The following is a 20,675-nucleotide window of genomic DNA, read 5'->3' as shown; positions in this document are numbered from 1 at the left end:
CTCCACAAGCACCCACACGAATTGCTTGATTCAGTTGTTAAAGAGCGGTTGGTTAAGATCTTTCGTCTCAACCGAGGCGCGCATTCTACAGCAGCCTCATTTGCTGTCAAGTGATTATTTTCAGAAGCTTTCGAAGATTTCTTCAACAACTTCAACCACTTGCGCTTAAGATCTCTCCGAAGCGGGAGGCGAATTCTACAGCGTTACACGCTGCTGTCAACACCTCTTTTTCAACTTCCTTTTGGCCTCGATGAACTGAAGCAACCCACTGCCGAAAACCGCGTAACTCATTGTTTACCAAGGAGTTTTCCGTTTCGACTGCGCTGGAAGTGGGGCGAATTATAGACAGATATAATTCGCCGTCAACACCTAATTTCAGACTTATTCGGATTTGAGCGTAATACGCGCAAATGCCTTCTTTCCAGCCTGACAAACGTGGGTAGCGCCCAGCTCATATATAAAGGTGCGATCAACAACCTCACCATCTATACGCACACCGCCCGACCCCAACAGATCACGAGCGACCGCCGAGTTCTTAACCAGACCCGCCTTATTAAGGACGGCCGCAATCGGCATTGCCTCGGTAGCGGTCAATTCAATCTCCGGCAGATCGTCCGGCAACTCGCCATCCTTCATACGGTTACCCGCAGCACGATGAGCACTGGCAGCAGCCTCTTCGCCATGGAAACGCGCAACAATCTCTTCAGCCAGCTTGATCTTCACATCACGCGGATTCGCGCCCGCTTCGACATCCGCACGCAGCGCATTGATTTCATCCATCGAGCGGAAGCTCAACAATTCAAAGTAGCGCCACATCAACGCATCAGGAATGGAAACCAGCTTGCCGTACATAACACCCGGCGCTTCCTGGATGCCGACATAGTTGCCCAGGGACTTGGACATCTTCTTGACGCCATCCAGCCCTTCCAGCAAAGGCATAGTCAGAATGCACTGAGCTTCCTGCCCGTATGCGCGCTGCAATTCACGCCCCATCAACAGGTTAAACTTTTGATCGGTACCGCCCAATTCAACATCCGCACGCAGCGCCACCGAGTCATACCCCTGCACCAGTGGGTAGAGGAACTCATGAATCGCGATCGGCTGGTTGGTGGAGTAGCGCTTGTCGAAGTCATCGCGCTCAAGCATACGAGCCACGGTGTACTGGGACGTCAGACGGATGAAGTCTGCGGGGCCCATCTTGTCCATCCAGGTGGAGTTGAAAGCCACCTCGGTCTTGGCCGGGTCAAGGATCTTGAACACCTGGGTCTTGTAGGTCTCGGCATTATCGAGAACCTGCTCACGAGTCAGCGGCGGGCGCGTAGCACTCTTGCCGCTGGGATCACCAATCATTCCGGTGAAGTCACCGATCAGAAAGATGACTTGATGGCCCAGCTCCTGGAACTGACGCAGCTTATTAATAAGCACGGTATGGCCCAGATGCAGATCCGGCGCAGTCGGATCAAAGCCAGCCTTGATACGCAGGGGCTGGCCACGCTTGAGCTTTTCGATCAGCTCAGCTTCAACCAACAGTTCTTCCGCACCACGTTTTATCAGCGCTAGCTGCTCTTCAACCGACTTCATAACAGACCCGCAAGGCTCAGATTCAAAAGGGAACCAACCATACAAGATCAGGGACTAATTACAAGTTTTGCCCTGCGCACGGACACCGTTCAGCGAGCCCGGCATTCGCGAGCTTGCGCCACAGATGATTTGGTTATATTTTATACAGTTATTTCATCTTCATCATGTCATTCATCTTTTCCATTTCATCTTCAAAGTCAAATTACCTATGACCACTGAACCGTCTAAAGCGCCGCCGCTTTACCCGAAGACCCACCTGCTCGCCGCAAGTGGTATCGCCGCCCTTCTCAGCCTGGCACTCCTGGTATTCCCTTCCAGTGACGTAGAAGCCAAACGAACATCCCTGAGTCTTGACCTGGAAAGCCCGGTTGAACAACTGACACAAGATCAAGACGCTTCCGACGCTCAACAAGCCACAAACACCGCAACTGAATCACCTTTCGCACAGATCGAAAGCACTCCCGAAGATACCCGGCAAGCCACCCAGGAACCACCTGCGGCAGCCGCCGCCAAGAATCCCCAGCATCGCGAAGTCATCGTGGGCAAAGGCGACACGCTGTCTACCCTGTTCGAAAAGGTTGGGCTGCCCGCCGCTGCTGTAAATGACGTGTTGGCCAGCGATAAGCAAGCCAAGCAATTCACCCAACTCAAACGTGGCCAAAAGCTTGAATTTGAGCTGACACCCGACGGCCAGTTGAACAACCTGCACACCAGCCTCAGCGACCTGGAAAGCATCAGCCTGAGCAAAGGCGCCAAGGGCTTCGCCTTCAACCGCATCACCACCAAGCCGGTTATGCGTTCTGCCTACGTACACGGCGTGATCAACAGCTCCTTGTCACAATCGGCTGCCCGCGCCGGCCTGTCTCACAGCATGACCATGGACATGGCCAGCGTATTTGGCTATGACATCGACTTCGCTCAGGACATCCGCCAGGGTGACGAATTCGATGTGATCTACGAACAGAAAGTGGCCAACGGCAAAGTGGTGGGCACCGGCAATATTCTTTCTGCGCGCTTCACCAACCGCGGCAAAACTTACACAGCCGTGCGCTACACAAACAAACAAGGCAATAGCAGCTATTACACGGCCGACGGCAATAGCATGCGCAAGGCCTTCATTCGCACGCCGGTGGACTTCGCCCGTATTAGCTCGCGTTTCTCCATGGGTCGCAAGCATCCAATTCTGAACAAAATTCGCGCCCACAAGGGTGTGGACTATGCCGCACCGCGTGGCACACCCATCAAGGCGGCGGGCGACGGCAAGGTACTGTTGGCGGGGCGCCGGGGTGGTTACGGCAATACGGTGATCATCCAGCACGGTAATACTTACCGTACGCTGTACGGCCACATGCAAGGGTTCGCCAAGGGTGTCAAAACCGGCGGCAACGTGAAGCAAGGTCAAGTGATCGGCTACATCGGCACCACCGGCCTGTCCACCGGACCGCACTTGCACTATGAGTTCCAGGTCAACGGCGTACACGTCGACCCGCTGGGCCAAAAACTGCCGATGGCCGATCCGATTGCCAAGGCCGAACGCGCGCGCTTCATGCAGCAGAGCCAGCCGCTGATGGCACGGATGGATCAAGAGCGCTCCACCTTGCTGGCTTCGGCGAAGCGTTAAGGTATGCCGCTCTATATCGGCGTGATGTCCGGGACCAGCCTCGACGGCCTGGATATCGCCCTTATCGAACAGGATGCGGCGATCAAGCTGATCGCCACGCATTACATCCCGATGCCAGACACCTTGCGTGCTGAACTGCTGAGCCTGTGCGCCAGCGGCCCGGATGAGATCGCCCGCTCGGCAATCGCCCAGCAACAATGGGTGACACTCGCCGCTCAGGGCATCCGGGCCTTGCTGGAGCAACACCACCTCAAGCCTCAGGACATACGCGCAATTGGCAGCCATGGGCAAACGATTCGCCATGAACCCGCTCGAGGCTTTACCGTGCAGATCGGCAACCCTGCCCTGCTCACCGAGCTGACAGGTATCAGCGTGGTCAGCGACTTCCGCAGCCGTGATGTCGCCGCCGGAGGCCAGGGCGCCCCCCTGGTTCCGGCGTTCCATGAAGCTTTGTTTGGCGAACACACTGGCAACCGTGCAGTGCTGAATATCGGCGGGTTCAGTAACCTCAGCCTCATCGAGACGGACAAGCCTGTAGCGGGTTTCGACTGCGGCCCCGGGAACGTTCTTCTGGATGCGTGGATTCACTTGCAGCGCGGCGAGCACTTTGATCGGAATGGGCAGTGGGCGGCGAGTGGCAAGACTCAACCCCAGCTACTCAACACATTGCTCAGCGACCCGTTCTTCTTGACCAAAGGTCCCAAAAGCACAGGTCGCGAAGTGTTCAATCTGGCCTGGCTGCAACAGCACCTGAGCCAGTTGCCCTTCTTTGCGCCCGAAGATGTGCAGGCCACTTTGCTGGAGCTGACGGCCCTCACCATCGTCGAGTCCCTGCAAAGCGCACAGCCGAACACAGAGACCTTACTCATCTGCGGCGGCGGCGCGCATAACGCGACGCTGATGAATCGGCTGACAACGCTGCTGCCCTCCACCCACGTCAGCAGCACAACCACTTACGGGGTAGATCCAGACTGGGTCGAAGCTATGGCCTTCGCCTGGCTGGCCCATTGCTGCCTCGAAGGCATCGCCGCCAACCGTCCCAGCGTAACCGGCGCCCGTGGGCTGCGTGTCCTTGGCGCGATCTACCCCGCCTAAGCCAGCTTCAGACAGCAAAACGCCGCTTGGCCCGTAAAAGCCAAGCGGCGTTTCTGTATCCGCTACCGATCAGATCGAGAACGAAGACCCGCAGCCACAGGTGGTGGTGGCATTAGGGTTCTTGATCACGAAACGCGAACCCTCCAGACCTTCCTGATAATCCACCTCGGCACCTGCCAGGTATTGGAAGCTCATCGGGTCGACAACCAGGCTGACGCCCTCTCGCTCGACGATAGTATCGTCATCGGCCACATCTTCATCGAAGGTAAAACCGTACTGAAACCCTGAACAACCGCCGCCCGTAACAAATACGCGCAGCTTCAAGCGATCATTACCCTCTTCATCGACCAGGCTCTTCACCTTGTGCGCAGCACCGTGGGTGAATTGCAAAGCCGTGGGGGTGAAGGATTCAACGCTCATGCTGATAATCTCCCGGCGTAGCGCCGCCATATGCGTAATGACCGGCATTATCCGCTTCTCCTAGAAAAGCGGTCAACTATTGTTACGGTATATCAATCGGTGCAGCCGCCATAAAAACACGAAAGGCCCGATCAACGGGCCTTCTGCGTAACGACCAAGCTGCATTAAGGCAACATGCCCGCATGGGCCAGGCCCAACTTCTCATCCAGACCGAACAGAATGTTCATGTTCTGCACCGCCTGGCCCGACGCGCCTTTAACCAGGTTGTCGATCACCGACAGCACTACCACCAGGTCGCCATCCTGCGGACGATGCACGGCGATACGGCACACATTGGCGCCACGCACACTGCGCGTCTCCGGGTGGCTACCCGCCGGCATCACGTCGACGAACGGTTCACTGGCATAACGTTTTTCAAACAGCGCCTGCAAATCGACCGAGTGATCAGTGACGGTTGCATAAAGCGTGGAGTGAATCCCGCGGATCATTGGTGTCAGGTGCGGCACAAAGGTCAGGCCTACATCCTTGCCTGCCGCACGGCGCAAGCCCTGGCGGATTTCCGGCAGATGGCGATGACCTTTTACCGCATAGGCTTTCATGCTTTCCGACGTCTCTGAGTACAGAGACCCGACCGCCGCGCCACGACCGGCGCCGCTGACGCCCGATTTGCAGTCGGCGATCAGGCGCGACGCATCCGCCAAGCCCGCTTCCAGCAATGGCAGAAAACCCAACTGTGTCGCCGTCGGATAGCAACCCGGGACCGCAATCAGGCGCGCTTGCTTGATCTGCTCACGATTGACTTCGGGCAAGCCGTACACCGCCTCCTCCAACAACTGCGGGGCCCCATGAGGCTGGCCGTACCACTTGGCCCACTCATCGGCGTCCTGCAGGCGGAAGTCCGCCGACAAGTCGATAACCTTGGTGCCGGCCGCCAGCAACTCACCGGCCAAAGCATGGGCAACACCGTGAGGCGTGGCGAAGAACACCACGTCGCAGGCGCCCAGGGTCTTGATGTCCGGCACGCTGAACGCCAGGCCGTCATAGTGGCCTCGCAGGTTCGGGTACATATCGGCCACGGCCAGCCCGGCTTCGGATCGGGAAGTGATGACTACCACCTCAGCTTGCGGATGCTGAGCCAACAGACGCAGCAATTCGACACCGGTGTAACCCGTGCCGCCGACGATACCGACCTTGACCATAAACCTGCCCTCAACGAACCCACTGGAAAGCCGTCGATAATAGGGGCCGTATCGTCCTGCGACAACCGTCAACGTGACGTACGGGCGCATGAGCCACTACTATCTTCGCTACCGTGAACCTGGGAATAACCAAAATGCTCTATCTATGGGTCAAAGCCTTCCACATCGTCAGCATCGTCTGTTGGTTTGCCGGGCTGTTTTACCTGCCGCGCCTGTTCGTCTACCACGCCCAAAGCGAAGATAGCGTCAGCAAGGAGCGCTTCAGCGTTATGGAGCGCAAACTGTACCGCGGCATCATGGGGCCGGCGATGCTCGCCTCGCTGGTATTCGGTATCTGGATGCTGGTCCTCAACCCCGGCATTTTCCAGTCGGGCGCCTGGATCCACGCCAAGCTGACCCTGGTCGTTCTACTGATCGGCTACCACCACATGTGCGGAGCACAGGTAAAACGCTTCGCGCGTGGCGAAAACACCCGCAGCCATGTCTTTTATCGCTGGTTCAATGAAGTACCTGTTCTGATATTGCTGGCTATCGTAATTTTGGTCGTGGTCAAACCGTTCTAGTTTCAATTACTCGGGGGAACCTCCAATGTCGCTGCCCGCTTTGCTGGAACAACGCCTGCGCCTGCCCGTCGTGGTGGCTCCAATGTTTCTGATCTCCAATCCGCAACTGGTCCTGGCCTGCTGTCGTAACGGGGTGCTCGGCAGTTTCCCGGCACTCAATCAGCGCGAAAGCAGTGGCTTCAAAGCCTGGCTGGAAGAAATTGAAGCGGGCCTGGCACAGTTGGACAATCCCGCGCCCTATGCCGTGAACCTGATCGTGCATAACAGCAACCCACGGCTGGAGGCCGACCTGGCAATTTGCGTCGAGCACAAGGTGCCCATCGTCATCACCAGCCTGGGCGCGGTGAAAGAGCTGGTCGATGCCGTCCACAGCTACGGCGGCCTGGTGTTTCATGACGTCACAACCCGACGCCATGCCGAAAAAGCGGCCGAAGCAGGTGTCGATGGCTTGATTGCCGTAGCCGCTGGCGCGGGTGGCCATGCCGGCACCTGGAGTCCCTTTTCACTGATTGCCGAAATTCGCCAGTTCTTCGATAAAACCCTGCTGTTGGCCGGTTGCCTCAACCACGGGCATGAAGTTCTGGCCGCCCAATTGCTCGGTGCCGACCTGGCCTATTTCGGCACGCGCTTTATTGGCACCACTGAAAGCCAGGCACCGGATGCCTATAAAGAGATGCTGCTCACATCGCACGCCGCCGACATCGTGCACACTCCTGCTGTCTCCGGCGTGCCCGCAAGTTTTATGCGCCAGAGCCTGGAAAATGCCGGTTTTGATCTCGCTGCGCTTCAAGGCAAAGGTGAAATCAACTTCGGCTCCAAGCTCAAGCCATTGAGCGATGAGGCCAAAGCGTGGAAAACTGTATGGTCCGCTGGTCAAGGCGTCGGTGAGATCAACGATTTGCCTGGCGTAGACGAACTTGTTGCGCGCCTGGACGCAGAATATCGCCGGGCACGCGAGCGCGCGGCGCAGTTGCGCTGGCCACGCTGATCCATTTGCAAGGCCTGCCCATTGGGCCGGCCTCAATATTTTCCCTGATTAAGTGACAAGGATGCCCGCATGAGCGACAGCCGTTTCAAGATTGTGTTTGACGGAGCCTTGCGCCCGGGTGTCGAAAGCACCACTGCCAAGTTGAACCTGGCAGAGCTATTCAAAAGCGATGTCGAGGCGATCGAAAAGCTCTTTACTGGGCGCCCGGTCGCGCTGAAACGCGATCTGTCCCGCTCCGACGCAGAAACCTACCTCACGGCGCTGCAAAACGCCGGGGTCGAGGCACGCATCGAAGCAGAACAACCTGTGGCGTTCAGCCTTGCCGAAACCCACGAAACCGATTCTTCCGGCACCGACTTCTCCCGCGCCGCCGCATCGCCCTATGCACCGCCACGCGCAACAGTTGGCGATGACTTGCCAGAATTCGCCACGCTCAAGGTCTTCACCGTGCACGGGCGCATCGGACGCCTGCGGTACCTGGCCTGGACACTGGCGCTGACCGTCGCCTTGCTGGTGGCCACAGGTATCATCAGTACCGTCGGCTTCGCCGTGGCGACAGCCTCACCCACTATCGCCATCATCCTCGGCTCGTTACTGGGTTTTGCACTGTTTGTTGCACTTGTAGTCGTGAGCGTGCAAATCGGTGTGCAACGCCTGCACGATATGGGCTGGTCGGGCTGGCTGTATTTGCTCAATCTGGTTCCGGTGGTCAATAGCGTGTTCCCCATTCTGCTGCTGGTATTGCCAGGCAACGCGGGTGCCAACCAATACGGCGCACCGCCACCACCGAACTCTACCGCGGTGAAAATCCTGGCCTCGCTGTGGCTGGCATTTATTCCATTGATGCTCATCATCGGCCTGACCCTGGGCATGAACGGCTATCTGGATCAACTTGAAGCCAACATGGACAGCAGCTACGAAAGCAGCACCCTTACCTCCGACGAAGACGCGGATCAAAGCGTCATTACTGATGAAGCCGCAGAGCAAAGTGCTGACGATGCAGCCGAACCTGTAGACTCTGGGCAACAGTGAAGAAACGCCCGCCTGCCTGTGACGCCACTGTCACAGGCAGGCGGCGTTGCGATGGAGAAAGGCATGACCCGTTACGCTCTGATCACCGGCGCCTCCAGCGGCATCGGCCTGGCTTTGGCCGAAGCTCTGGCTCGGCGCGGCCGCAGCCTGATTCTCGTGGCCCGTCAGCGTGATCAGTTGGAAAGCATTGCCACTGAACTGACCCAACGCTTCGGCGTCGAGGTGCTGTTTCGTGCCTGCGACTTGGGCGAGCCGCTGCGCTTGTCCGGTTTTTTGCTGGAACTCGAAGAAGGCGAGCGGCAGATAGACCTGCTGGTCAATTGCGCCGGCATTGGCACCAGCGGGCCATTTTTGGCGCAGGACTGGATGACCGAGCAGGATCTGATCGAAGTCAACATCCTCGCGCTGACACGTATGTGCCACGCCCTCGGAAACTCCATGGCGCTGCAAGGTGGCGGGCAGATACTCAATGTCGCCTCGGTCGCCGCTTTTCAGCCAGGCCCGTGGATGAGCAGCTATTACGCCAGCAAAGCCTATGTGCTGCACTTCTCCGAAGGATTGCGCGAAGAGCTGAAGACCTGCGGTATCAAAGTCTCGGTGCTATGCCCCGGCCCGACGCGCACCGCGTTCTTCGGTACTGCGCAGATGGACACTGCAAAACTCGACCGCAGCCAGCAACTGATGAGCCCGGAGGAAGTCGCGCTCTACACCGTACGTGCACTGGAAAAAAACAAAGCCATCATCATCCCCGGACGTCGCAACCGCTGGCTGACGTTCAGCCCACGTTTGAGCCCCCGCTGGCTGACCCGCAAGATTGCCGGCGCGATCAACAAAGCCTATTGCCAGCGTTGACCGCCTCAGTACACTCACCTTCACTGTTACCCTGGAGAAACAGCTGTGGATACTCTGTTCACCAAGATCATCAACCGAGAAATACCCGCCAGGATCATCTATGAAGATGATCAAGTGCTCGCCTTTCACGATATCGCCCCGCAAGCGCCGGTACATTTTCTGGTAATTCCAAAAAAACCGATTCGTACCCTCAATGACTTGACCGAGGAAGACAAAGCCCTGGCCGGTCATATTTTGTTCACTGCCCAGCGCCTGGCCGTGGAACAGGGCTGCGAAAAAGGCTTTCGAGTGGTGATGAACTGCAATGAAGACGGAGGACAGACCGTTTACCACATCCATATGCACGTACTCGGCCAGCGCCAGATGAACTGGCCGCCGGGCTGAGTGCCGAGGGTCAAATTGACTCAGCGCAAACGCTTCGCCCTCTCTTGCGGTAAACTGGCCGCCGAGATTCTTCCCGGAGGTCAGCATGACTACCCAACGTCACTACTCGCCGATTGACCGTCTGCTGCTGCAAGCCGATATGGCCATGCGCACGCTGTTGCCATTCAGTGGCCAACCGTACCGTCCGTCACCCGCCATCGTACAGCCCGATGCCCAGATGAGCGAAACGGACACCCGTCACGTCGCCGGCCTGATGCGCATCAACCACACCGGTGAAGTGTGTGCCCAGGCGCTGTATCAAGGCCAGGCATTGACCGCCAAGTTGCCGCAGGTACGTGCGGCGATGGAGCATGCGGCCGAGGAAGAGATCGACCACCTGGCCTGGTGCGAGCAACGTATCCGCCAATTGGGCAGCCATCCCAGCGTGCTGAACCCGCTGTTTTATGGTTTGTCATTTGGTATCGGCGCCGCCGCAGGTTTGATCAGCGATAAAGTCAGCCTCGGATTTGTCGCCGCGACGGAGCATCAGGTCTGCAAGCATCTGGATGAGCATCTTGAGCAATTGCCGGCCGAAGATGAAAAGTCTCGCGCCATCCTTGAGCAGATGCGCATCGATGAAGAACACCATGCAGACAGCGCGCTGGACGCAGGCGGTTTCCGCTTCCCGGCACCGGTGCGCTTGGGCATGAGCGTTTTGGCCAAGGTCATGACCCAAAGCACCTACAGAATCTAAATCAAAAAAGGGCGCTCCAAGCGCCCTTTCTTTTGCCCGCAGCTGCCGCAATCAACCCAATTCGATGATTTCATAATCGTGAGTAATGCTCACACCGGCAGCGCCCAGCATGATTGACGCCGAGCAGTATTTTTCGGCTGACAGCTCAATGGCACGCTTGACCTGGGCTTCCTTCAGCGCCCGGCCCTTGACCACGAAATGCATATGGATCCTGGTAAATACCTTGGGATCTTCAGTGGCGCGCTCGGCTTCCAGGAAGGCTTCACAGCTTTCCACCGCCTGGCGGGACTTCTTCAAGATGCTGACCACATCAAAATTGCTGCAACCGCCAACACCCAGCAGCAACATTTCCATCGGGCGTACACCCAGGTTACGGCCACCGGCTTCCGGCGGGCCGTCCATGACCACCACATGGCCACTGCCCGACTCACCGAGGAACATGGCTTCGCCCGCCCATTGGATGCGTGCCTTCATCGCCCAGACTCCACTGCTAAAAAAGGGTCGCCAGCTTAGCACAGGCCCTTGGAACAGCAGCGCCCCGGATAAAATCGATAAATGACTGCGTTTGCCGATAAATTGGCTAATCGAGGCAGAATGTGTCTGGTAAGCTGGCGCCAAATCAATGGCGCATTGCCATGATTCTTACAGCGTGCATCAACGCCGATGCCGCTGGATAAAAACAACGCCACTTACACCGCGCAGTCTTTTCGGGATACAACCATGGTTGCTCTTACTCCCACACCCAAGATCAAGAACCTCGACAAGCTATTGATGCATTGCCAGCGTCGGCGTCATCCGGCCAAGCACAACATCATCTGCGCTGGCGAGCGCTCGGAAACCCTGTTCTTCATAATCAAGGGCTCGGTCACCATCCTGATCGAGGATGAAGACGGTCGCGAAATGATCATCGCCTACCTCAACACCGGCGATTTCTTCGGAGAGCTGGGGTTATTTGAACAAGCAGGCAAAGAACAGCAGCGTAGCGCTTGGGTACGAACCAAAGTCGAGTGCGAGGTGGCCGAGATCAGCTATGCGAAATTTCGCGAATTGGCCCAACATGATCCGGACATCTTGTACGCCCTGAGCGGCCAGATCGCCCAGCGCCTGCGTGACACGACGCGCAAGGTCGGCGACCTGGCGTTCTTCGATGTGACCGGTCGCGTAGCGCGTTGCTTGCTGGAATTGTGCAAGCAACCCGATGCCATGACCCATCCCGACGGCATGCAAATCAAGGTGACGCGCCAAGAGATCGGGCGCATTGTCGGTTGTTCGAGAGAGATGGTCGGCCGCGTGCTCAAGGACTTGGAAGAACGCAACCTGGTACACGTCAAAGGCAAGACGATGGTGGTCTTCGGCACCCGTTAAACCGGCATGAAGCTGGCCAGCATCTGACGGTACGACGTGTCGAGCCGATTAATCGCATCCGGTGCGGGAAAGGCTTCGTGCAGCGCAATGTGGCTCTCGGCGCGAACCCGCTGCTCCAAACCACAGGCCTGGTTGAAACGGTTGACCGCTTCGATCAATTCTTCACGATCGTTATCCAGCAACAATGCACCGTGGATCAAGCCCACCGGGCGCCCACCACTTTGGCGCCAACGCTGGGCGGTACCCACCATCTTGCGACCATTGAGGTTGACGTTGTAACGACCGTCACAAAAAGCCCCGTCGATTTCGCCGACGGTGGCATCGCCGCCCAACTCAATGAGGAAGTCGCAGATCGGCTGACACAGGCGCTGATAGCCCGTCTCGATTCGCCCTTGGTCACCTTCGCTGCGTGGCGGCGCATAAACCAGGGCGATATTCACCGTGGCACTGGACTGCGGCACCGGCTCACCGCCCGTTTCCCTCAGCAATACCGGCCATTCGGCTTGCGCCGAGATTTGGCTGGCCGCCTCGAAGGCCGGCAGCCGGCTTAGTCGACGCGGCATGACGAGCGCTTGGTCGCTGGGCTGCCAGAACAGCAGCCCGAATTCCTGCTCATGCGCGCAAACGGCTGCCAATAGGGCTTGCTCGGCGGCAAGGCCTGCTTCGACAGTCATGATCACGGGCTGGAGCATCGAGCACCTACCTATCTGAATAAACACAAAACCCAATGTGGGAGCTGGCTTGCCTGCGATAGCGGTGTGTCAGCTACACAGAGGTTGGCTGACCCGCCGCTATCGCAGGCAAGCCAGCTCCCACAGTTTCGAGCGTATTTCACATCAATCCAATGTCGAACTGCTGATCGTCGTACCACGCTCCGGAAAGAACAGGCGCTGCAGTTCCGCTCCCGGGTTTTCGGCACGCATAAACGTCTCACCCACCAGGAACGAGTAAACGCCGCTGATTTCCATCAGCTCCACGTCGGCACGGTTGACGATGCCACTCTCGGTAATCACCAGGCGGTCGCGGGGAATACGCGGCAACAGATCCAGGGTATTTTCCAGACTGACTTCAAAGGTATGCAGGTTACGGTTGTTGACCCCCACCAGCGGTGTGTCGAGGGTTTTCAACGCGCGCTCCAATTCGTCGCCGTCATGCACTTCGACCAACACATCCAGGCCGACGCTTTTGGCCACGGCCGCCAACTCCGCCATCTTCACATCATCCAGCGCGGAGACGATCAGCAATACGCAGTCGGCGCCCAGGGCACGGGCTTCGACGATCTGGTACGGGTCAACCATGAAATCCTTGCGGATCACCGGCAACTTGCACGCCGCACGAGCTTGTTGCAGGAACAGATCGGAACCCTGGAAGTAGTCGATATCGGTCAACACAGACAGGCAAGTCGCCCCGCCCTTCTCATAGCTGACGGCGATTTCGGCTGGTACGAAGTTTTCGCGGATCACGCCCTTGCTCGGTGAGGCTTTTTTGACCTCGGCGATCACGGCCGGTTGTTTAAGCTTGGCCTGAGTGATCAGAGCATTGGCAAAGCCACGCGGCGCATCAGCGGCTTTAGCCTGCGCTTCCAGCTCGGCCAGGCTCACACGGGCGCGGCGTTCGGCCACTTCTTCCGCCTTGCGGGCCAGGATCTTTTCCAGAACGGTTGGCACACTCATCCCTCATTCTCCATCTTGAATACGGCAGTGAATGCACCCAGCTCTTCGAGCTTCTCGCGAGCCAGCCCAGTGTGCAGCGCATCGTGAGCCAGCGCGACACCCTCCTTAAGACTATAGGCATGGTCGGCTGCGTAAAGTGCCGCACCAGCATTCAGAACGATCATTTCCGCAGCTTTCTGGCCGTTTTCGGTTTTGCGACGTCCCAGGGCATCGCGGATCAGTTCCAGCGAAGCTGCCGGGCTTTCCACCGCCAGGCCGTGCAAGCTCTGGCTCTTCATGCCCAAGTCTTCAGGTTCGACCCAATACTCGGTGACCTCGTCGTTTTTCAGCTCCGCCACAAAGGTCGGCGCCGCCAGGCTGAATTCGTCCAGACCGTCTTTGGAATGCACTACCAGCACATGTTTGCTGCCCAGACGCTGCAACACTTCGGCCAGCGGCCGGCACAACGCCTGGCTGAACACCCCCACTACCTGATGCTTCACACCGGCCGGATTCGTAAGCGGGCCAAGCATGTTGAACAGGGTACGCAGGCCAAGGTCCTTGCGCGGGCCGGCCGCGTGTTTCATGGCACCGTGATGGGATTGGGCAAACATGAAGCCGATGCCTACGCTGTCGATACAGCGCGCGACTTGCACAGGCGTGAGGTTCAGGTAGATGCCGGCCGCTTCCAGCAAGTCGGCACTGCCGCTCTTGCCCGACACCGCGCGGTTACCGTGCTTGGCAACGGTGCAACCGGCGGCAGCGACCACAAAGGATGAAGCCGTCGAGACGTTGAAAATGTTCGCACCGTCACCGCCGGTGCCGACCACATCGACGACGCCGTCGAGGGTCTTGAGCTCAACCTTGTCCGCCAGCTCACGCATGACCGACACCGCACCGACGATTTCGTCGATGCTCTCGCTCTTCATGCGCATGGCCATCATAAAGGCGCCGATCTGCGCGTCGGTGCATTGACCGGTCATGATTTCGCGCATCACATCGCTCATTTCAGCGGTGCTCAGGTCCAGATGGCCGACGATACGGCTCAGGGCAGTCTTGATATCCATGAAAAGTCCTTAGCGCGTGCCGCCGCTCTGCTTGAGAAAGTTGGCGAACAGCTCGTAGCCCTGCTCGGTCAGGATTGATTCAGGGTGAAACTGCACCCCTTCGATATTCAGTGTCTTGTGACGCAGGCCCATGATCTCATCGACCGAGCCGTCTTCCAGCTGCGTCCAGGCGGTCAGTTCCAGGCACTCAGGCAAGGTGTCACGCTTGACCACCAGCGAGTGATAACGGGTCACCGTCACCGGCAGGTTCAGGCCATGGAACACACCCAGATTGTTATGGAACACCGGGCTGGTCTTGCCATGCATCACCTGCCGCGCGCGCACCACATCGCCGCCGAACGCCTGGCCGATGGACTGATGGCCCAGGCACACGCCCAGGATCGGCAGCTTGCCGGCGAAATACTGGATGGCTTCCAGCGAGATGCCTGCCTCGGTCGGCGTGCAAGGGCCAGGCGAGACCACGATGCGCTCAGGGTTCAGGGCGGCGATTTGCGCGACGGTCAGTTCGTCATTGCGCACCACCTTGACCTCCGCGCCCAGCTCGCCCAGGTACTGCACCACGTTGTAGGTAAAGGAGTCGTAGTTATCAATCATCAGCAACATGTGGGTTCAAACCTCTTGAATTCACTGATTTCAAATGACCGCCTTCCAGGAGAGTAACCCGCTGCCAGACGCACGTTCCGGTTGCCGGGGCTGGCCGGCAAGGGGCGTCAAACACAGGGTGAAGAAGGCAAATCGGTACAGGTCCGGCCAAGCCGGCAGAGAAAAATGTCAGGCGCGCCAACGCCAACGGGCGTGTGCCTTGACTACTCGCATCAAGAGTTTGCTGATGATCAACACGGGGAGGGTCTCATTCATACGTTCAGGCACAGTAACGTAGCCTCGCCAGCGGTGCAATATGGAGCAGCAAATACGGGGCGCTCGTCCGCCATATGCAGGCACATAACCTGGCATTTAACTAAAGAAACAGCGAAAGTTTTGCTAGTGTTTCATTTCCAACACAAAAACAACCAAATGGAATATTGCATGCCCAGACCAGCGTTTTTCACGCCCCTTGCCGGCTGTCTCTTGTCACTGGCCTGCGCACAGGCCCTCGCGTCCCCATCCCCCTACTCAACGATGGTGGTTTTCGGCGACAGCCTGGCCGATGCAGGCCAGTTCCCCGATGGCTCGAATGGCTCCACGCTACGCTTTACCAACCGTACCGGGACAACGTTCCAGGGTGAGTACGGCCAGGTTTCATCGACCCTGCTGGGCGCCAGGCTGGGTGTGGCGCCCAACGACTTGAATGCTTCCACCTCACCGGTTCGCGCCGCTCAAGGCTTGCCAGACGGAAGTAACTGGGCAGTCGGTGGCTACCGTACCGATAACATCCTGGACTCTATTACCTCGGTCTCCAACGCTGCGATCCCGCCTGGCAATCCTGGCGGTGGCACAGTGTTGCGCAGTCGTCAGGGCTATCTACCGGCCAACGGCGGACGAGCCGACCCGAACGCGCTCTACTTCCTTTCCGGCGGCGGCAATGACTTCCTTCAAGGCCGCGTACTCAGCCCCGCTCAAGCCGTCGCCGCCGGCGGGAGGCTGGCCGACAGTGCCCAAGTGCTGCAGCAAGCCGGTGCGCGTTACATCATGGTGTGGATGCTGCCCGATCTGGGGCTGACGCCCGCCATCAACGGCACCCCACAGCAGGCCGCCAGCTCTGCCCTGAGCAACATTTTCAACCAGTCGCTGGTACAGCGTCTGTCGCAAATCGATGCTCAGGTTATTCCACTGAACATACCGCTGCTCTTGAACGAAGCCTTCGCCGATCCTGCGCGCTTCGGCCTCGCAACCGGGCAAAACCTGACCGGCACCTGCTTCAGCGGCAACAGCTGCACCGCCAACCCGGTCTACGGCATCGGCGGTACCAACCCGGACCCGACCAAGTTGATCTACAACGATTCGGTCCACCCCACCATCGCCGGGCAACAGCTGATCGCCGACTACGCCTATTCGCTGCTCGCAGCGCCCTGGGAGCTGACCTTGCTGCCGGAAATGGCCCAAGGCACGTTGCGCGCTCATCAGGACGAACTGCGCAACCAATGGCAAGCAGACAACAGCAGCTGGCAGGCCGTCGGCCAATGGCGTGCCATCGTGGCCGGTGGCGGTCAGCGTCTGGACTTCGATGATCAGAGCAGTTCAGCCAGTGGCGACGGCAGCGGCTATAACCTGAATATCGGTGGCAACTACCGGCTGGATGAAAGTTGGCGTGTAGGCCTTGCCGCCGGCCTGTACCGGCAGACACTCGAAGCCGGGGCCAACGACTCGGACTACAAGCTCAACAGCTACATGGGCACGGCATTCGCGCAATATCAGCACAATCACTGGTGGGCCGACGCCGCGTTGACCGGTGGCAAGCTGGACTTCGACAGCCTCAAGCGCAAGTTCGCCCTGGGCGTCAACGAAGGCTCGGAGAAAGGTGACACCGATGGCTGGCTCTGGGCCCTGAGCGGCCGCTTGGGTTATGACATCGCTGCGCCAGGCAGCGACTGGCACCTGTCGCCCTTCATCAGTGCCGATTACGCGCGGGTTGAAGTGAATGGTTACTCGGAAAAAAGCAGCCGCTCCACCGCCCTGAACTTTGATGATCAACAACGCGACTCCAGGCGCCTGGGCGTCGGCCTGCAAGGCAGCTATCGCATCACGCCGCAAACGCAAGTTTTTGGCGAAGTGGCCCACGAGCATGAGTTTGAAAATGACACCCAGAAGGTGAACATTTCACTCAACAGTGTGCAGGGGATCGACTTCAAGCTGGACGGGTATACGCCTCGCAGTAACGCTGACCGCTTGAGCCTGGGCGTCAGCCACAAGCTGACTCGGGACCTGGCGTTGCGGGCGGCATATAACGTGAGGAAGGATGACAACCTGACCCAGCAAGGGGTCAATGTGGGGGTGAGTCTGGATTTCTAAATACCACGCAAAACAAATGTGGGAGCTGGCTTGCCTGCGATGGCGGTGGATCAGTCACTGAATATCTCGAGTGATACACCGCCATCGCGGGCAAGCCCGCTCCCACACTTTTTATTCCAGCTTTAGTCTTGTGGGGTTTGCTCTGCCAGCGCCACCGCGCGGAACATCGCCCGGCGCTTGTTCAAGGTTTCTTCCCACTCAAGGGCCGGCACCGAGTCCGCCACAATTCCGCCACCGGCCTGTACATGCAGTTCGCCATCCTTGATTACCGCCGTGCGGATCGCGATCGCAGTGTCCATATTGCCGTTCCAGGCGAAGTAGCCGACGGCACCGCCATACACGCCGCGCTTGACCGGCTCCAGTTCGTCGATGATCTCCATCGCTCGGATTTTCGGTGCGCCCGACAAGGTGCCCGCCGGCAAAATCGCGCGCAGCGCATCCATCGCCGTCAGCCCGGCCTTCAGTTCGCCAGTCACGTTAGACACGATGTGCATCACGTTGGAGTAGCGTTCGATGACCATTTTCTCGGTCAACTTCACCGAACCGATTTCCGAGACACGCCCGGTGTCATTGCGCCCCAGATCGATCAGCATCAGGTGCTCGGCGATTTCCTTGTCATCGCTGAGCAGGTCTTCTTCCAGCGCCAGGTCTGCCTCTTCGGTCGCGCCACGTGGGCGTGTGCCGGCAATCGGGCGTACGGTGATCAGGTTATCTTCCACACGTACCAGCACTTCCGGCGAACTGCCCACCACGTGGAAGTCGCCAAAGTTGAAGAAGTACATATACGGCGTCGGGTTGAAGCAACGCAGCGCACGGTACAGGTCGATCGGCGCAGCCTTGAAGTCGATGGACATGCGTTGCGACGGCACCACTTGCATGCAATCACCGGCGAGGATGTATTGCTTGATGGTATCGACGGCGCGCTCGTAGTCATCCTGCGTAAAGCTGGAGCGGAACACCGGGTCGGCTGCAGGAGGGCGGCTCAGGTCCAGGCCGCGACGCGGGGTGATCGGCTGGCGGAGTTTTTCCAGCAGCGCCTGCAGACTGGCCTGGCCTTGCTCGAAGGCATCCGCCTGAGCAGGGTCGGCAAGGACGATCGCATGCATCTTGCCGGCGAGGTTGTCGAACACCACGACCGCGTCAGAGACCATCAGCAGAATGTCCGGCACACCCAATGGGTCCGGGTTCGGGCATTTTCCAAGACGCTTTTCCACATAGCGCACGCAGTCATAGCCGAAGTACCCCACCAGGCCACCATTGAAACGCGGCAGGCCGGCTATGGTCGGGACGTTATAGCGCGCCTTGAAAGTTTCGACGAACGCCAGCGGGTCTTCGACCTCGTGGCTTTCGATCTCGACACCATCATGGGTAATGCTCACATGATGGTCGTGCACCCGCAGCACCGTGCGACAGGGCAGGCCGATGATCGAGTAACGGCCCCACTTCTCGCCGCCCTGTACCGATTCGAGCAGGTAGGAGTTGGGCGCATCGGCAAGCTTCAGATAGATCGACAATGGCGTATCGAAGTCGGCCAGGGTTTCGCAGGCCAGGGGAATACGGTTATAGCCGGCAGCGGCCAAACGCAGGAATTCTTCACGGATCATGGGGGAGCCTCGTGGCTTGAGGGGCAAACGGTCAGGTAGGCAAACGTGCCGCAGCGCGGCGAGGATCAGTCAGGCGCGCCAACGCCAGCGGGCCAGGGCCTTGATGACTTTCATCCAGAGTTTGCGAGTGACCACCACGATGGCGTTTCCAGAAGGGGACGGATCAATGTCGGGCAACGTTATCTCAGCGCCCGCTCCCAGGCAACCGGGGATTAGCAGTCGCAGATCATCAATCACCAGCGCCGGCGATTCTTCGGCAATCGGCCGCCCGTGGTTATAGCCGTAGCTCAAGGCCACGCACTGCACGCCTGCGGCTTTTGCCGCCAGTACATCACTGCGCGAATCGCCGACAAACAACGACTGGGACGCCGGGATATTCGCCATTTTCATGACGAAGAACAGCGCCGCCGGGTCAGGCTTCTTCTGCGGCAAGGTATCGCCACCGATGATCCAGCGAAAGTAACGGCCGATTTTCATCTGATCCAACAGCGGCGCGACAAAGCGCTCCGGCTTGTTGGTGATCAAGGCCATTTCCACGCCCTGCTTGCTCAGCCATTTGAGGGTGTCACGCACGCCGGGGTAGACCACGGTGAGTTCGTGGCCGTTCTCATACGCAACATTGAATAACTCTAGGGCGTGCTCGGCTTCGACCTCATCGACACCCGAAGCGTCGATATTGTTGGCCAGGGCCCGGCGCACCAACATCGGTGCGCCGTTGCCGACCCACTCGCGCACCGCCTCGATCCCCACCGGCTTGCGCCCCAGCTTGAGCAGCATCTGATCCACCGCGGCTGCCAGGTCAGGCACCGAGTCGATCAGCGTACCGTCCAGATCGAACATCACCAGCCGTGGCAGCTTGCCGGGGAACAGCTGCTCGAAGCCGCTCATGGACGCGTCAGCGCCAGTTCGGCACGCATCGTGTCGATGACAGCCTGGTAGTCCGGCGCATTGAAGATCGCCGAGCCTGCCACAAAGGTATCGGCGCCGGCGGCAGCGATTTCACGGATATTGTTGACGTTGACCCCGCCGTCGATCTCCAGGCGGATATCCCGGCCCGAGGCATCAATCAGCGCCCGCGCTTCACGCAGCTTGTTCAGGGTGCCCGGGATGAACTTCTGCCCGCCGAAGCCTGGGTTGACGCTCATCAGCAGCACCATGTCGACCTTGTCCATCACGTACTCAAGTACGCTCAGCGGAGTGGCCGGGTTGAACACCAGGCCCGCCTTGCAGCCGCCTTCGCGGATCAATTGCAGGGTGCGGTCTACGTGCAGCGTGGCTTCCGGGTGGAAGGTAATGTAGGTCGCGCCGGCCTCGATGAAGTCGCCGATGATGCGGTCCACGGGGCTGACCATCAGGTGGGCGTCGATCGGCGCAGTGATGCCGTACTTGCGCAGCGCTGCGCAGACCATCGGGCCGATGGTCAGGTTGGGCACGTAGTGGTTGTCCATGACATCGAAGTGCACGAAGTCGGCACCCGCGGCCAACACCTTGTCCACTTCCTCACCCAGGCGGGCGAAGTCGGCGGAGAGAATCGATGGAGCAATGACGAAGGGCTGCATGACGCACCTTT

At 58.7% G+C, this 20,675-nt stretch carries 21 protein-coding genes; 10 read left to right on the top strand and 11 right to left on the bottom strand.

Going from position 1 to position 20,675, the window contains the following annotated elements; genetic code table 11:
- Positions 1–381 precede the first annotated feature (381 nt).
- A complete protein-coding gene (tyrS, locus tag TX23_RS11635; RefSeq protein WP_057702281.1) occupies positions 382–1,581 on the bottom strand; it encodes a tyrosine--tRNA ligase in 1,200 nt (399 codons plus the stop codon).
- A 208-nt stretch (positions 1,582–1,789) separates the two neighbouring features.
- On the opposite strand from tyrS, the gene TX23_RS11630 reads away from it, so the two are divergent.
- Both TX23_RS11630 and TX23_RS11625 read left to right on the top strand, forming a co-directional pair.
- Complete coding sequence (locus TX23_RS11630; protein WP_057702280.1) at positions 1,790–3,202, top strand: peptidoglycan DD-metalloendopeptidase family protein; 1,413 nt, start codon at positions 1,790–1,792, stop codon at positions 3,200–3,202.
- A 3-nt stretch (positions 3,203–3,205) separates the two neighbouring features.
- Positions 3,206–4,297 (top strand): anhydro-N-acetylmuramic acid kinase, encoded by a 1,092-nt coding sequence (locus TX23_RS11625; RefSeq protein ID WP_057702279.1) that lies wholly within the window; start codon positions 3,206–3,208, stop codon positions 4,295–4,297.
- 69 nt (positions 4,298–4,366) lie between these two features.
- On the opposite strand, the gene erpA is transcribed toward TX23_RS11625, so the two are convergent.
- Positions 4,367–4,717 carry an iron-sulfur cluster insertion protein ErpA gene (erpA, locus tag TX23_RS11620; RefSeq protein ID WP_003176443.1) on the bottom strand — a complete coding sequence of 117 codons (351 nt, stop codon included), beginning with the start codon at positions 4,715–4,717 and terminating at the stop codon, positions 4,367–4,369.
- A 164-nt stretch (positions 4,718–4,881) separates the two neighbouring features.
- On the bottom strand, positions 4,882–5,916 hold the full coding sequence (argC, locus tag TX23_RS11615) for an N-acetyl-gamma-glutamyl-phosphate reductase (RefSeq protein WP_057702278.1): 1,035 nt from the start codon (positions 5,914–5,916) through the stop codon (positions 4,882–4,884).
- A 134-nt stretch (positions 5,917–6,050) separates the two neighbouring features.
- Between argC and hemJ the strand changes: the two genes are divergently transcribed.
- The 6 genes from hemJ to coq7 all read left to right on the top strand — a co-directional run bounded on the left by hemJ (position 6,051) and on the right by coq7 (position 10,468).
- On the top strand, positions 6,051–6,479 hold the full coding sequence (gene hemJ / locus TX23_RS11610) for a protoporphyrinogen oxidase HemJ (RefSeq protein ID WP_057702277.1): 429 nt from the start codon (positions 6,051–6,053) through the stop codon (positions 6,477–6,479).
- Positions 6,480–6,504: 25 nt separating this feature from the next.
- Positions 6,505–7,467: an NAD(P)H-dependent flavin oxidoreductase gene (locus tag TX23_RS11605; protein WP_057702276.1), complete on the top strand. Its 963-nt coding sequence runs from the start codon at positions 6,505–6,507 to the stop codon at positions 7,465–7,467.
- A gap of 69 nt (positions 7,468–7,536) precedes the next feature.
- A complete protein-coding gene (locus TX23_RS11600) occupies positions 7,537–8,499 on the top strand; it encodes a DUF805 domain-containing protein (RefSeq protein ID WP_057702275.1) in 963 nt (320 codons plus the stop codon).
- 63 nt (positions 8,500–8,562) lie between these two features.
- Complete coding sequence (locus tag TX23_RS11595) at positions 8,563–9,351, top strand: SDR family NAD(P)-dependent oxidoreductase (RefSeq protein ID WP_057702274.1); 789 nt, start codon at positions 8,563–8,565, stop codon at positions 9,349–9,351.
- Positions 9,352–9,396: 45 nt separating this feature from the next.
- Positions 9,397–9,735: a histidine triad nucleotide-binding protein gene (locus tag TX23_RS11590; protein ID WP_032879203.1), complete on the top strand. Its 339-nt coding sequence runs from the start codon at positions 9,397–9,399 to the stop codon at positions 9,733–9,735.
- 85 nt (positions 9,736–9,820) lie between these two features.
- Positions 9,821–10,468 (top strand): 2-polyprenyl-3-methyl-6-methoxy-1,4-benzoquinone monooxygenase, encoded by a 648-nt coding sequence (coq7, locus tag TX23_RS11585; protein ID WP_057702273.1) that lies wholly within the window; start codon positions 9,821–9,823, stop codon positions 10,466–10,468.
- A 51-nt stretch (positions 10,469–10,519) separates the two neighbouring features.
- Here the strand turns inward: coq7 and TX23_RS11580 are convergent, their stop codons facing one another.
- Positions 10,520–10,942 (bottom strand): OsmC family protein, encoded by a 423-nt coding sequence (locus TX23_RS11580; protein WP_057702272.1) that lies wholly within the window; start codon positions 10,940–10,942, stop codon positions 10,520–10,522.
- A gap of 246 nt (positions 10,943–11,188) precedes the next feature.
- Between TX23_RS11580 and crp the strand changes: the two genes are divergently transcribed.
- A complete protein-coding gene (gene crp, locus TX23_RS11575; RefSeq protein WP_057702302.1) occupies positions 11,189–11,833 on the top strand; it encodes a cAMP-activated global transcriptional regulator CRP in 645 nt (214 codons plus the stop codon).
- Here crp and TX23_RS11570 read toward each other — a convergent pair.
- The 4 genes from TX23_RS11570 to TX23_RS11555 all read right to left on the bottom strand — a co-directional run bounded on the left by TX23_RS11570 (position 11,830) and on the right by TX23_RS11555 (position 15,155).
- The gene (locus TX23_RS11570) at positions 11,830–12,525 is read right to left on the bottom strand and encodes a lipoyl protein ligase domain-containing protein (protein WP_057702271.1); all 696 of its coding nucleotides are present in this window, start codon (positions 12,523–12,525) and stop codon (positions 11,830–11,832) included. The two genes, crp and TX23_RS11570, sit on opposite strands and share 4 nt — an antisense overlap.
- A 144-nt stretch (positions 12,526–12,669) precedes the next feature.
- Entirely contained in the window at positions 12,670–13,506 is an 837-nt protein-coding gene (gene trpC / locus TX23_RS11565; RefSeq protein ID WP_057702270.1) for an indole-3-glycerol phosphate synthase TrpC, read from the bottom strand.
- On the bottom strand, positions 13,503–14,552 hold the full coding sequence (gene trpD / locus TX23_RS11560) for an anthranilate phosphoribosyltransferase (RefSeq protein WP_003194694.1): 1,050 nt from the start codon (positions 14,550–14,552) through the stop codon (positions 13,503–13,505). Before trpD ends, trpC begins: the two co-directional genes overlap by 4 nt.
- 9 nt (positions 14,553–14,561) lie before the next feature.
- Complete coding sequence (locus TX23_RS11555; protein ID WP_057702269.1) at positions 14,562–15,155, bottom strand: aminodeoxychorismate/anthranilate synthase component II; 594 nt, start codon at positions 15,153–15,155, stop codon at positions 14,562–14,564.
- A 423-nt stretch (positions 15,156–15,578) separates the two neighbouring features.
- Between TX23_RS11555 and estP the strand changes: the two genes are divergently transcribed.
- Positions 15,579–17,501: an esterase EstP gene (gene estP / locus TX23_RS11550; RefSeq protein ID WP_057702268.1), complete on the top strand. Its 1,923-nt coding sequence runs from the start codon at positions 15,579–15,581 to the stop codon at positions 17,499–17,501.
- Positions 17,502–17,623: 122 nt separating this feature from the next.
- Here the strand turns inward: estP and trpE are convergent, their stop codons facing one another.
- From trpE to rpe, 3 genes are all read right to left on the bottom strand, one after another.
- Positions 17,624–19,105, bottom strand: a complete 1,482-nt coding sequence (trpE, locus tag TX23_RS11545) for an anthranilate synthase component I (RefSeq protein WP_057702267.1) — start codon at positions 19,103–19,105, stop codon at positions 17,624–17,626.
- Between the two features lie 69 nt (positions 19,106–19,174).
- Complete coding sequence (locus tag TX23_RS11540) at positions 19,175–19,993, bottom strand: phosphoglycolate phosphatase (RefSeq protein WP_057702266.1); 819 nt, start codon at positions 19,991–19,993, stop codon at positions 19,175–19,177.
- On the bottom strand, positions 19,990–20,664 hold the full coding sequence (rpe, locus tag TX23_RS11535) for a ribulose-phosphate 3-epimerase (RefSeq protein WP_057702265.1): 675 nt from the start codon (positions 20,662–20,664) through the stop codon (positions 19,990–19,992). The genes TX23_RS11540 and rpe overlap by 4 nt, the downstream gene beginning before the upstream one ends.
- Positions 20,665–20,675 lie beyond the last annotated feature (11 nt).

Origin of the sequence: Pseudomonas paralactis (genome assembly GCF_001439735.1) — a bacterium.
GTDB classification, from domain to species: Bacteria; Pseudomonadota; Gammaproteobacteria; order Pseudomonadales; family Pseudomonadaceae; genus Aquipseudomonas; species Aquipseudomonas paralactis.
Note: the sequence above shows the minus strand (reverse complement) of the source record. Positions and strands in the feature narration are given on the sequence as shown.